Source organism: Alkalihalobacterium sp. APHAB7 (assembly GCF_048323755.1).
Taxonomy (GTDB): Bacteria; Bacillota; Bacilli; order Bacillales; family Bacillaceae_F; genus Alkalihalobacterium.
In genome coordinates, this window is record NZ_JBLWFS010000007.1 from 24,942 (window position 1) to 37,524 (window position 12,583).

Sequence of the window (12,583 nt, forward strand, 5' to 3'; positions counted from 1 at the left end):
ATTCCTCTATTGATATCTTCCTGTTCATAGATTTCCCCTTTATTATTTAAATTACACATATTTCTAGAAAATTTCTAAAGATATCCATTTAACGGCCAAATGAATGGAAATGAAATTTAATGAAAACTATAGAAAAAGATGGGACATACTACAATTGGAGGTGGTGTACATTGGAAAATCAACAATCATTAGAACAAAACCAAAAAGATGACCCGATGTCATATAATGCCAAAGTTGCAACCATTGGAGTAGTCGGGGGGTTATTATGGAGTACGCTAGGTTATATTGCCTTCTTTTTTAATTTTGCACGAATTGGCCCTGCTCTTGTATTGATGCCGTGGGCTTTAGGTAATTGGAAGAATGGCTATATTGGACAAATCGTTGGAATTGTTGTTATTGCATTGTTATCAATCCTAGTTGCATTTATTTATAAGCTATTACTTGAAAAGGTAAATAGTATGTGGGCAGGAGCGGTATACGGAATTATTTTGTGGTTAATTGTGTTTTACTTATTGAATCCAATTTTCCCTGGACTAAAAAGTGTGGCAAACCTAGATTCGAACACTATAATAACTACTTTATGTTTGTACCTGCTATATGGTGTGTTTATTGGGTACTCAATTTCCTTTGAATATCAAGAGTTGAAAAGAGTACAATCATCTTAATGTTAAACGTGTTCATTGGCAAAAGAAGAAAAAACTATGGTAGAATAAACCATAAAGAAAAATACTTACTGGCTCTATAGAGTATTAATTAAAGTGATACTAATTGGTGGCTTGGGCTCATTGACGGTAAAGAAAACTGAACAGTGCGATATTTTACTTAGTCTCTTTTCTACAAGATTGTTGCTTTAAGCTATTGGACCGTAAACCAAGCTACGCTTGGTTTACGGTCCAATAGCAACACAGTTTAAGAAAACAGCTTTTAATTAAGCACGAAGAGCCCAAATCAACCGTTGATCACAAGCCTGCTCTAAGAGTCTATTTCAAAAAGAGGAGAAAGAATCAATGAACTCGATTCTTGTAATTAATGGACCAAATCTTAATCGACTTGGAATGCGAGAACCTGATATTTATGGTCATGAAACACTAGCTGACTTAGAGAGTAGGCTTGTAGAACATGGTAAAGGTCTTGGTTATGATGTGATATGTAAACAATCCAATTCTGAAGGACAAATTATCGATTGGATTCACGAAGCACAAAATACTGGCTTCGTAGTAGGTATTGTTATCAATCCAGGAGCGTTTACTCATTATAGTTATGCAATTAGAGATGCAATTGCTAGTATTTCATTACCTGTTATTGAGGTACATATTTCAAATGTGCATGCCAGAGAAACTTTTCGACATACCTCGGTCATTTCACCTGTTACAAGAGGGCAGATTGTCGGATTAGGTTTTGTTGGATATGAGCTTGCAATTCAAGCAATTATCAAAGGGGGAAATTAAATGGAACGTTTACAAAATTTACGTGCAACATTTAAAGAGCAAGGTATTGATGGATTATTAATCGCAAGCCCTTATAATCGTCGGTATATGACGAATTTTACTGGTACAGCTGGGGTAGCGCTTGTGTCAGAAAAAGAAGCTAAATTTATTACAGATTTTCGTTATGTGGAACAAGCCCAAACTCAGGCGGCTGGTTTTGAGGTTGTACAACATACAGGACCTATTTTTGAAGAAGTAGCGAAGCAAGCGCAAAACATGGGAATTAGTCAGTTAGGATTTGAGAGTGATCATACGACGTATCAAACGTTTGAAATTTATAAAAAACAAGTACAAGGAAACCTTATTCCTGTAAGTGGGGTAGTTGAAAAGCTTCGATTAATAAAAGATGAACGTGAAATTAAAATCATTACTGCAGCAGCAGAAATAGCTGATGCAGCGTTTGATCATATTACGAAATACATAAGACCAGGCTTAACAGAACTCGATGTAGCTAATGAACTCGAATTTTTCATGAGAAAACAAGGTGCAGCTTCATCATCATTTGATATTATTGTAGCGTCAGGATTACGTTCTGCTCTTCCTCACGGTGTAGCCAGCGATAAGGTCATTGAAAAAGGAGAGCTAGTTACACTTGATTTTGGTGCCTATTATCAAGGATACTGTTCAGATATTACTCGTACGCTAGCCGTTGGCCAAATTAGCGATGAGTTAAGAAGGATTTATGATACAGTTTTAGAAGCACAAAAACGAGGAATGGACGGAATTAAGCCAGGGCTAACTGGGAAACAGGCTGATGCTTTAACTCGTGATTATATTACCGAGCAAGGGTATGGTGAGTATTTTGGTCATTCAACTGGGCACGGCCTAGGAATGGAGGTTCACGAAGGACCTTCATTATCAACAAAGTCAGATACGATTTTGGAGCCAGGTATGATTGTGACGGTTGAACCAGGAATTTATATTTCTGGTGTAGGCGGAACTCGTATAGAGGATGATACTCTCATTACTGAAGATGGAAATCGTTCGTTTACAAAATCCACTAAGGAACTACTTTTCGTCGGCGAATAAATTATGCACCCAACAGATAATGTATGGTATATTTTTATAGTGAATTAAACTTTTGATTGAACGAAGATGGAGGACAAAACATGATTTCTGTAAATGATTTAAGAACTGGATTAACGATTGAAGTAGATAACGGAATTTGGCAAGTACTTGAATTCCAGCATGTAAAGCCAGGTAAAGGTGCTGCATTTGTTCGTACGAAATTACGTAACATTCGTACAGGCGGGATCCAAGAAAAAACATTCCGTGCTGGTGAAAAAGTAGCTAAAGCACACATTGAAAATCGCAAAATGCAATACTTATATGCCAGTGGTGATACACATACATTTATGGATAACGAATCATATGAACAAATTGAACTACCGGCATCACAAATTGAACGCGAATTAAAATTCCTAAAAGAAAATATGGAAGTTCATATCATGACTTACCAAACTGAAATTTTAGGGGTAGAAGTTCCAAATACAGTTGAACTAGAAGTGACAGAAACAGAGCCAGGAATTAAAGGTGACACAGCAAGTGGAGGTACAAAGCCGGCAACTCTTGAAACTGGGTTAACGGTACAAGTGCCATTCTTTATTAACCAAGGTGATGTTTTAATTATTGATACTCGTAACGGTGATTACGTGTCGCGTGCCTAATTCTGAAGAGCTTGATGCATTTGCATTAAGCTCTTTTTTAATCTACTGAAGAAACTGAAACAATACGGTGTTGAAAGAAGCTGAACAATGTATCGGCTTCTTTTTTATTTTTCAAACAAGCTGTTCTGAACTGCTCACTTGCATCATAGGTTGTACAAAGAGAGTTTCGCTTAGAGGTGAATGAGATGAAAGGCTTCTTAACAGGAATTGAAACAGCGTTACTAGGAATGGTTTTATTGCGAGTCATTTCAGGGTTGATCGAACTATCTGCAGCTGGGCTTATGCTAAAGTTCAACAGTATTGAAAAAGCTGTAGCTATCAATGCAATTTTAGCTATTGTTGGACCGCTTGTTTTAATTACTACGATGACAATAGGGCTCATTGGATTAGCAGACAAACTGTCAGCCAGTAAGCTCATACTCATTGGACTAGGAGTAACGTTAATTCTTATAGGGATTAAAAGATAAGGAATAAACAAGCTGTGTGTGCATACATTTGGTTGAGACTAGCTTTTGAGGATGAAGGAGAGAGAAATATGGAGGAAGTACTAGATGTTTTGCCAGAGCCAATTGCTAAGCTTATTACTCAGTGTCCAGACTCAATAAAAAAAGAGTTAGAAGAAATCCGTATTCGTGTGAACCGACCATTAGAAATCATCGCATGTGGAAAACCCTTCTATCCTGAAGTTCGAAGACAAATGTATAAGGTTAGACCAGAAGATGGTCAACAGCTATTAAATCAACTTAGTCAATATTCATTATATGCTTTTGAAGAGGAATTGAAACGGGGATTTATTACAATCCGCGGCGGACATCGAGTTGGTTTAGCTGGAAAGGTGATTATTGAACAAGGGCAAGTGAAAGCACTAAGAGATATTAGCTCATACAACATTAGGGTTGCCAGACAAAAGATAGGTGTTGCAAATAAGGTAGTTCCGCACATTTATCAAAAAGGGTGGCAAAATACATTAATCGTTGGAGCACCACAGACCGGGAAGACAACGTTATTAAGAGATATTGCCCGCATCGTCAGTAGTGGAGTACCCGAATTAAATATACCGCCTTGTAAGGTAGGTATTGTTGATGAACGCTCTGAAATAGCTGCTAGTGTAAGAGGTGTACCGCAACACGAATTGGGGCATCGAATTGATGTACTAGATGGTTGTCCGAAAGCGGAAGGGATGATGATGATGATCCGTTCGATGAGTCCTGATGTGTTAATTGTAGATGAAATTGGTCGGCAGGAGGATGCAACAGCAATCATGGAAGCGATCCATGCTGGCGTTAAAATTATTACTACAGTACATGGTTTTGATATGGAAGAGTTAGATCACCGTCCGACCATTTCAGGTTTAATGAAAGCTCATGTGTTTCATCGATGCATTGAACTCACGAGAAGGAATTCTGCAGGGGGCATTCGGAGAATTCGTAATCAGCTTCGGAAAGATGTGGTGAGCGTTATTTGAAGCTTATAGGTGCAATCATCATTTTAATTGCTACGACTTGGGTCGGTTTTGAAATTGCAAGAAGGCTAAGTGAACGTCCTCGCCAACTTAGACAATTAAAAATTGCGCTTCAGTCCCTAGAAGCTGAAATTATGTATGGTATGACACCATTAGCGGACGCTTGTAGTAACTTAGCTAAACAAATGCCTAAGCCAGTGTCCTATTTCTTTTCACGATTTGCTCAAAGGTTGAAAAATCAAGAAGAAAGTGTACCGGTTGCATGGGAAGAAAGCTTGAAAGAAACATGGCAGCTTACGGCCCTGTGCGACGCAGAGTATGAAATAATGCAACAATTTGGTACGACACTAGGTCAACATGATCGAACGAACCAGCAGAAACAAATCTTACTTACTATTAATCACCTTGAGCGTGAAGAAAGCGAAGCAAAAGATCGCCAAAATCGATATGAAAAGATGATAAAAAGTTTAGGTTTCTTAACGGGTTTACTCATCATTATTTTAATGTTATAAGCAATTATTTTTGCATCCTGAGGAATAAGGGAGGGTTTAACGGTGGCATATGATGTAAATACCATCTTTCAAATCGCAGGAATAGGGATTGTTGTTGCCATGATTCATACCGTTCTAAAACAAATGGGAAAAGACGATTGGGCACAATGGGTAACACTCATTGGTTTTGTCGTAGTCCTTTATATGGTGGCATCAATCGTTGATGACTTATTCCAAAAAATAAAAGGTGTATTCTTATTTCAAGGTTAGGGGGTGGTGACCATTGAAATCATTCAAATCGTTGGACTAGGTCTGATCACCACCTTCCTTGCTCTAGTTGTAAAAGAACAAAAGCCGACCTTTGCTTTTCTATTAACTGTATTCGTTGGGATACTAATTTTCTTATTTATCATAGATGAGATAGTCAAAGTGGTTACAATGCTCGAGGATATTGCAAAAAGTGCCAATATTAATATGGTCTATGTTCAAACGATCTTAAAAATTATTGGCATTGCCTATATTGCTGAATTTGGAGCACAAATTGCAAAAGATGCTGGACAAGCAGCAATCGCTTCCAAGATAGAGTTAGCAGGGAAAATATTAATTCTAGTTATGGCTATCCCGATTTTGACTTCCATTATCGAGATGATTATATCGTTAATTCCGGGCTAAAATCGAGTGGTACAAGCATCTCCTATTACGAATAGAGGGGGTGAAGAGATGCGCATCTTAACCGTATGTTTTTTTGCTTTACTATTCTTCATACCATTTCAAGTATCAGCTGAGACTACAACGATTGATGAACAAACTTTTGTAGAAGAACAATTAGATAATTTAGGAGTAGATGAAGTCAAGGAATTTTGGGACAAGATTGCAACAGAATATGGGGGGTTTCTTCCAGAAAGTCAAAAAGGCACATTCATGGAATTTGTAAAAGGGGAAAAAGAGTTTTCTATTAAAGAGTGGTTTGGTGGACTTATAAAATTTTTTCTTCATGAATTATTAGTCAATGGAAAACTTCTTGGATCACTCATACTATTAACCATTTTTGCGATGGTATTACAATCCTTACAAAATGCTTTTGAGCAGCATACGATTAGTAAAGTTGCCTATGCCATCACCTATATGGTGTTAATTGTGATAGCGCTAAATAGTTTTCATATTGCGATCACGTATGCATCGGATGCCATAAATAATATGATTCACTTCATGATTGCCTTATTACCTTTACTATTAGCCTTAATGGCTGCTGTTGGAAGTATTTCATCAGTGGCGTTGTTCCATCCATTAATTGTTTTTCTCGTTAATACGAGTGGACTGCTCATTCAACATGTGGTCATGCCGCTACTGTTCCTCTCTGCGATATTAAGTATTGTTAGTACGCTCAGTGACCACTACAAAGTTACGAAGTTAGCAAATTTTTTACGGAATTTTAGTGTTGGAATATTAGGAGTATTTTTAACAGTTTTCTTAGGTGTTATTTCTGTCCAAGGTGCAACGTCTGCTGTAGCGGATGGAATAACAATTAGGACAGCAAAGTTTATTGCAGGGAATTTTGTTCCAGTTGTCGGCAGAATGTTTACCGATGCTGCTGATACTGTAATGGGTGCTAGTGTCTTGCTGAAAAATACGGTTGGACTAGCTGGTCTAGCGATACTTCTCATGCTATGCGCATTTCCAGCGATCAAAGTATTGTCGCTTGCCATTATTTATACAGTTGCAGCTGCAGTCCTTCAACCGCTTGGTGGTGGTCCAATTATTGATTGTTTATCTATTATTGGTAAGTCGGTTATTTTCATATTTGCAGCGCTAGCAACAGTATGCTTAATGTTCTTCCTAGCTCTAACGATTATCATTGCAGCAGGAAATGTTTCATTAATGATGCGGTAGGGAGTGTGAAAAATGAGCTTTTTAACAGAATGGCTAACCAATATTATTATATTTATTTTACTAGCTACGATCTTGGAGCTCCTATTACCCAATTCCAGTATGCAACGTTATGTCAAGATGGTTGTTGGTCTACTGTTACTAGTTATTATTCTAAATCCTTTGCTTTCCATCTTTTCTAAAGATATCAACGATATTCTACCAAATTTTTCAAATGATAAACACATTTCAGAAAAATCTTTAGAAAATTCAATAGAAAGAAAGAAAATAGAAATAGAAAGAGGACAACGTGCATATATATCAGAACAGATGGCTGTCCCAATGAAGAGACAAGTAGAAGAGGAGTTGGTGGCAAAGTTTGATGTAGAAGTTGATAGTGTTCAAATTACCCTCGATGAATTTGCCTTTGATACTACAGATGAAGATGCCATTGTAAAAGTAACAGTGCATCTTAAAAGAGTGGCAGAAGAGGAAAATGAAGGTGAACTCGTTCAAGCAGTTTCTGTTGTAAATATCGACACACGGAAAGAACTACCTGCTGAAGAAGAGACAAGAGTAGATGCAGTTCCCATTCAAACATTTTTAGCAGATGAGTGGCAAATTCCTAAAGATAAAATTTCTTTAGCCTGGGAAGGAGGGGAGCAATGATATGGAAAAAGGTGATAAAGGGGATAAGCAATGGCTAAAAAAGCTGTTTGATCAAAAAGCTGGCAGTCCAAAGAAAAAAAATACGATCCAATACGTGATTATGGTTCTTTGTGTAGGTGTTGGACTAATGATATTAGGTAATTTCATTGGTGATGATCAGAGTGCTCCACCAAGTGAACCAGTGTTTAACCAAGAAGAGAATCAAGAAGCAGAGCCAGCTTTAGGACGGAGTAGCTCTTCCGGTCCTATGACGATGGAAGACTATGAAATCCGCTATGAAAATCAATTAAAAGAAGTTTTAGAACAAATGATAGGGGTTTCTGATGTTTCCATTATGATCAATTTAGCAGAAACCGAAAAAAGAGTGTATGAACGAAACATTCATACAAAACATCAGAAAACCGATGAGACCGACCGTGAAGGGGGAACAAGACAAGTAGATGACTTAACGAGAGACGAACAGGTCGTCATCGTCCGTAAAGGAGACAGTGAGGAACCGCTTTTAGTAAAAAAGCAAAAGCCTGAAATCCGTGGGGTCCTTGTTGTAGCAGCAGGAGCTGACAATATGCAAGTGAAAGCAAGGGTTGTTGAAGCTGTCAGTCGTGTCCTTGATGTTCCAGCTCACCGAGTCTCAGTAATGCCTAAGAAATTAAAGGAGGAATAAAAAATGGTATTAAAAAAACAAACAGTATGGTTATTAACAATGCTTAGTTTAATCGTAGTTTTATCAGTGTACTACATGACATCTCAACCACAAAACACAACGGATTTAGCTTATATGGACGAAGATATGGAAGGTATTGAAGAAATGATGGGTGAAGAAGATGCTGGGCAAGTTTCTGTAAATATTGAAGAAGATGAAATGGAAGAAATGATGACTGAAGGTAACGAAGAAGGCGAAGGGGAAGTTGAAGACGGAATGATTTCAGCGATTAATAGTGACGAGTTCTTTACGGAAATCCGTTTAGATCGTGAAGTATCACGCAGCAAAATGCTTCAAGAGTATACAAATATCATTGCAGAAGCAGATGTACCCGCACAAGTAAAAGTGGAAGCATTAGAAAAACAAAATAACTTACTAGCGTTAGAACAAAAAGAGAATTTATTAGAAACCTTAATTCGTTCAAAAGGATATAAAGATGTATTAGTATTAACTGAAGAAGAGCAAGTGAAAATCATTGTAAGAGCAGATGAATTATCAAAAGAGCAAGCGAATGAAATTCTTCTAATGGCAAACGAACAATTAGGCGAAAGATTAGTTGTTGTTGGGCATCAGCCATCAAAATAAGAAAAAGTTAGAGGATGTCCTCCTTTTGAACAAGTATGTAAAGAGGCTAATATCATATTAGTCTCTTTTTGATGTTGGCTCTTCACGCTAGGCGTGAAGCGAAAACGGTCCAAAAGCAACAAAGTTTACGAAAACAACCTTGATGTTTGATGTTTATATCTTTATTCTTTTGGAACATGCTATACTATAATGCGTAGGAAACGATGAAATGGTATAATACGTCAATATCGGAGTACTAAAGATTGTAAGTATGATTTTATGAGGTGATTATAGTGGAATGGAATGACTTAACAGAAGGTGCAAAAGCAGTATTTGAACAAACTCGTAACTTGAAAAATGATAACATTCAAATTGTTGAATTTGAAGTTGGATTTGTGCAGGATTTTGAAACAGAAGGCGGAAATACATATACAGTATCTATTCAAGAAGATGACTATGATAGCATCAAACGATACACGAAAGAAAATGAATATGGCGAAAAGTTTCATATGGCTAGAAATAAAAACATTGTCAAACTAATTTTATTAGAGAACGGTAAAATTCCAGATAACTTATCTGAGTTTCCTATTTTTCGTCAATACAAGAACGATGCAGTAGTTAAAGAAACAGAAGAAAAAGAAATGACGGAATAAATATATTAGCTGGAACATGAAGGGACAAAAAATGATGTTAAAAGTTCAAGATATAAAAGAATTGATAAGAGTAATTGATAAGTCGACGATTGATGAACTAAAAATCGAACAAGATGGAACGAAAATAACGATTAAAAGAAACACGAACTCACCATTAAGTTCATCAACAATCGTTGGAACTCCAGCCGTTCAAGAAAACGTTCAACCAATCATCACAGCACAAGAGCCAAAAGCAGTTGCAGCCAAAACATCAGTAGAGGCGGAAAAGTCAGGCCAAACTGAGATGAAGGTGAATGATGAACATGTCACTATTAAATCTCCAATGGTAGGAACATTTTATGCAGCACCAGCGCCGGATGCAGAATCTTATGTGAAACCAGGTGACCATGTCAATGAAAGTACGATTGTTTGTATCTTAGAAGCAATGAAGCTAATGAATGAACTTGAAGCCGAAGTTAACGGTAAAATTGTAGAAATACTCGTTCAAAATGGGGAATTAGTAGAATATGGACAACCATTATTCGTTGTTCAACCAGAGTAGGGAGAGTTTATGATGATAAAAAAGGTTCTAATTGCTAACCGAGGAGAAATAGCCGTTCGAATTATTCGAGCGTGTAAAGAGTTAGGTATTGAAACTGTTGCAGTTTATTCAGAAGCTGATAAAGACGCACTTCATGTTAGGCTGGCAGACCAAGCGTTTTGTATCGGTCCGACTCCTTCGGCTAAAAGCTATTTAAACTTCACAAACATTATGAGTGTAGCTACATTAACTGAGGTGGATGCGATCCACCCTGGATATGGATTTCTAGCTGAGAATGCTGACTTTGCAGAAATTTGTTCAGCATGTAATGTAACATTCGTTGGACCAAGTCCAGATGCCATTAATAGAATGGGAACTAAAGATGTGGCAAGAGAAACAATGGCGCAGGCCAATGTACCAATTGTTCCTGGTTCTAAAGGGATTATTGAAGATGTTGAAGCAGGTTTAAAAGTAGCTAGTGAGATTGGATACCCTGTCATTATTAAAGCAACGGCTGGCGGTGGCGGAAAAGGAATTCGTGTCGCCCGCAATGAAGCAGAGTTAAAAAAAGGTGTTCAAATTACCCAACAAGAAGCAAGTACGGCATTTGGTAACCCGGGTGTATACTTGGAAAAATACATAGAAGACTTCCGCCACGTTGAAATTCAAGTACTTGCAGATAACTATGGTAATGTTATTCATTTAGGTGAAAGAGATTGTAGTATACAAAGAAGATTGCAAAAACTATTAGAAGAAACTCCTTCACCAGCGCTTGACCAAGAAATGAGAGATAAAATGGGTGAAGCAGCTGTCGCAGCAGCAAAGGCAGTTAATTACTCAGGTGCAGGGACAGTTGAATTCATCTATGATTACCGTGAGCGGCAATTTTACTTTATGGAAATGAATACGAGGATCCAAGTTGAGCATCCAGTAACAGAGATGGTTACTGGAATTGATTTGATCAAAGAACAACTTCTTGTAGCTTCTGGGAAGGAGCTTTCAGTAACACAGGAAGATGTTATGCTTAATGGTTGGTCGATTGAATGTCGGATCAATGCTGAAAATCCAAGTAAAAATTTCATGCCTTCACCTGGAAAAATCACAAAATATTTACCTCCTGGTGGTCTAGGTGTGCGCATTGATTCAGCGGCATACCCAGGGTATACGATATCTCCGTTTTATGACTCGATGATTGCGAAGGTAATAACTTACGGCGCAACTCGGGAAGAGGCGCTTGCAAGGATGAAACGAGCGTTGGCAGAGTTTGAAATCGAAGGCATTGATACTACGATTCCGTTTCACTTAAAATTGCTTAGTCATGAAAAGTTTATTTCAGGTGAATTTAACACGAAATTTTTAGAACAATATGATTTAACCCAACCGTAATATGGTAAAATGAATATAAGGCTGAATGATGGAGGTGCGATACGATGGCAGAAAATCATATCATAGACCTAGAGGAACAAAAAAATGAGCTAGGTAAAGTAGAAATTTCTCCAGAAGTAATTGAAGTAATTGCAGGAATAGCATCATCAGAAGTAGATGGTGTTGCAACAATGAGGGGAAATTTTGCAACAGGAGTTGCCGAGCGATTAGGTAGAAAGAATCACGGAAAAGGTGTAAAAGTTGAGTTAAAAGAAGATGGAATAGTTGTGGATGTTTCTGTAATTATTATATACGGCGTGTCTATTCCTGATGTAGCTAAGAAAATTCAATCCAATGTGAAACAAGCGTTACAGACGATGACAGGTATTGACCTTGAAGCCGTAAATGTTCATGTTGTCGGTGTTCAATTTGAGGCTCAAACAGAGCCACAAGAAATTATTGAAGAATAAATTTTAAAGTAAAATAGTTATTAACTGGTTTGACGATGGGAATACTATTTGCAAACAAACAGCCAAAGGATTGTGCCTTTGGCTGTTTTCTAATTGATAATTGTACGATAGTTGCAACCAGAGAATTCTACAAAAAAGTCGTATGTTCAATAAATATCGGCAATCTCTGTTATCAGCTAGTAGAATATGCTATTATCATACATATAATTAGGCAACAGAAGGAGAAAACACGTATGAATAGACGTCTAGCACGTTTAAGAGCCGTTCAAGCTCTTTTTCAAATTGACTTAACAGCAGTGGAATGGAAAGAAGCATTGTCAAACTCACTTGAAGATGGTGAGGAGATAACTCCATTTTTAGAAAAAATCGTTTCAGGAACTTTGTCACATCAAGAAGAGATTGATGGTATGTTATCAAAAAATCTCTCGAATTGGTCGTTAGATAGAGTTGGGAATGTCGACCGTGCCGTCCTTCGTATGGCTGTGCACGAAATGAAATACATTGATGACATTCCGATGAATGTTACGTTCAATGAAGCAATTGAACTTGCAAAGGCTTTTGGTGGGGAAGAGTCCGGTCGCTTTGTTAATGGAGTCTTATCTAATGTAGTTCAAGTGATAAATAAAGATAAAGAAGAAAACTAAAGGATGTACTAAAACAGTTCCA

At 37.4% G+C, this 12,583-nt stretch carries 18 protein-coding genes; all 18 read left to right on the forward strand.

The features are described 5' to 3' along the window. Positions 1-119 precede the first annotated feature (119 nt). The 18 genes from ACNSTQ_RS09075 to nusB all read left to right on the forward strand — a co-directional run bounded on the left by ACNSTQ_RS09075 (position 120) and on the right by nusB (position 12,561). The gene (locus ACNSTQ_RS09075) at positions 120-665 is read left to right on the forward strand and encodes a YqhR family membrane protein (protein ID WP_418199526.1); all 546 of its coding nucleotides are present in this window, start codon (positions 120-122) and stop codon (positions 663-665) included. A gap of 342 nt (positions 666-1,007) precedes the next feature. Next, positions 1,008-1,448, forward strand: coding sequence for a type II 3-dehydroquinate dehydratase (gene aroQ / locus ACNSTQ_RS09080; protein WP_418199527.1), 441 nt, complete (start codon positions 1,008-1,010; stop codon positions 1,446-1,448). Next, entirely contained in the window at positions 1,449-2,516 is a 1,068-nt protein-coding gene (locus ACNSTQ_RS09085) for a M24 family metallopeptidase (RefSeq protein ID WP_418199528.1), read from the forward strand. An 80-nt stretch (positions 2,517-2,596) separates the two neighbouring features. Next, positions 2,597-3,154, forward strand: coding sequence for an elongation factor P (gene efp / locus ACNSTQ_RS09090; RefSeq protein WP_418199529.1), 558 nt, complete (start codon positions 2,597-2,599; stop codon positions 3,152-3,154). Positions 3,155-3,339: 185 nt separating this feature from the next. Further along, positions 3,340-3,621 carry a YqhV family protein gene (locus tag ACNSTQ_RS09095; RefSeq protein ID WP_418199530.1) on the forward strand — a complete coding sequence of 94 codons (282 nt, stop codon included), beginning with the start codon at positions 3,340-3,342 and terminating at the stop codon, positions 3,619-3,621. A gap of 68 nt (positions 3,622-3,689) precedes the next feature. Continuing rightward, positions 3,690-4,619, forward strand: a complete 930-nt coding sequence (gene spoIIIAA / locus ACNSTQ_RS09100) for a stage III sporulation protein AA (protein WP_418199531.1) — start codon at positions 3,690-3,692, stop codon at positions 4,617-4,619. Beyond that, positions 4,616-5,128 carry a stage III sporulation protein SpoIIIAB gene (gene spoIIIAB, locus ACNSTQ_RS09105; RefSeq protein ID WP_418199532.1) on the forward strand — a complete coding sequence of 171 codons (513 nt, stop codon included), beginning with the start codon at positions 4,616-4,618 and terminating at the stop codon, positions 5,126-5,128. The genes spoIIIAA and spoIIIAB overlap by 4 nt, the downstream gene beginning before the upstream one ends. A gap of 42 nt (positions 5,129-5,170) precedes the next feature. Beyond that, the gene (gene spoIIIAC / locus ACNSTQ_RS09110; protein WP_216829433.1) at positions 5,171-5,377 is read left to right on the forward strand and encodes a stage III sporulation protein AC; all 207 of its coding nucleotides are present in this window, start codon (positions 5,171-5,173) and stop codon (positions 5,375-5,377) included. Between the two features lie 6 nt (positions 5,378-5,383). Next, the gene (gene spoIIIAD / locus ACNSTQ_RS09115) at positions 5,384-5,779 is read left to right on the forward strand and encodes a stage III sporulation protein AD (protein ID WP_418199533.1); all 396 of its coding nucleotides are present in this window, start codon (positions 5,384-5,386) and stop codon (positions 5,777-5,779) included. Positions 5,780-5,827: 48 nt separating this feature from the next. Then, the gene (spoIIIAE, locus tag ACNSTQ_RS09120) at positions 5,828-6,997 is read left to right on the forward strand and encodes a stage III sporulation protein AE (protein WP_418199534.1); all 1,170 of its coding nucleotides are present in this window, start codon (positions 5,828-5,830) and stop codon (positions 6,995-6,997) included. 12 nt (positions 6,998-7,009) lie between these two features. After that, complete coding sequence (spoIIIAF, locus tag ACNSTQ_RS09125; RefSeq protein WP_418199535.1) at positions 7,010-7,642, forward strand: stage III sporulation protein AF; 633 nt, start codon at positions 7,010-7,012, stop codon at positions 7,640-7,642. Position 7,643: 1 nt separating this feature from the next. Then, on the forward strand, positions 7,644-8,306 hold the full coding sequence (gene spoIIIAG, locus ACNSTQ_RS09130; protein ID WP_418199536.1) for a stage III sporulation protein AG: 663 nt from the start codon (positions 7,644-7,646) through the stop codon (positions 8,304-8,306). A gap of 3 nt (positions 8,307-8,309) precedes the next feature. Further along, entirely contained in the window at positions 8,310-8,930 is a 621-nt protein-coding gene (locus ACNSTQ_RS09135) for a SpoIIIAH-like family protein (RefSeq protein WP_418199537.1), read from the forward strand. 272 nt (positions 8,931-9,202) lie between these two features. After that, the gene (locus tag ACNSTQ_RS09140) at positions 9,203-9,562 is read left to right on the forward strand and encodes a hypothetical protein (RefSeq protein ID WP_418199538.1); all 360 of its coding nucleotides are present in this window, start codon (positions 9,203-9,205) and stop codon (positions 9,560-9,562) included. A gap of 34 nt (positions 9,563-9,596) precedes the next feature. Further along, on the forward strand, positions 9,597-10,103 hold the full coding sequence (gene accB / locus ACNSTQ_RS09145) for an acetyl-CoA carboxylase biotin carboxyl carrier protein (RefSeq protein WP_418199686.1): 507 nt from the start codon (positions 9,597-9,599) through the stop codon (positions 10,101-10,103). Between the two features lie 12 nt (positions 10,104-10,115). Then, on the forward strand, positions 10,116-11,468 hold the full coding sequence (accC, locus tag ACNSTQ_RS09150; RefSeq protein ID WP_418199687.1) for an acetyl-CoA carboxylase biotin carboxylase subunit: 1,353 nt from the start codon (positions 10,116-10,118) through the stop codon (positions 11,466-11,468). A 44-nt stretch (positions 11,469-11,512) separates the two neighbouring features. Next, on the forward strand, positions 11,513-11,917 hold the full coding sequence (locus ACNSTQ_RS09155; RefSeq protein ID WP_418199539.1) for an Asp23/Gls24 family envelope stress response protein: 405 nt from the start codon (positions 11,513-11,515) through the stop codon (positions 11,915-11,917). A 233-nt stretch (positions 11,918-12,150) separates the two neighbouring features. Continuing rightward, positions 12,151-12,561 (forward strand): transcription antitermination factor NusB, encoded by a 411-nt coding sequence (gene nusB / locus ACNSTQ_RS09160; protein WP_418199540.1) that lies wholly within the window; start codon positions 12,151-12,153, stop codon positions 12,559-12,561. Positions 12,562-12,583: the final 22 nt, after the last annotated feature.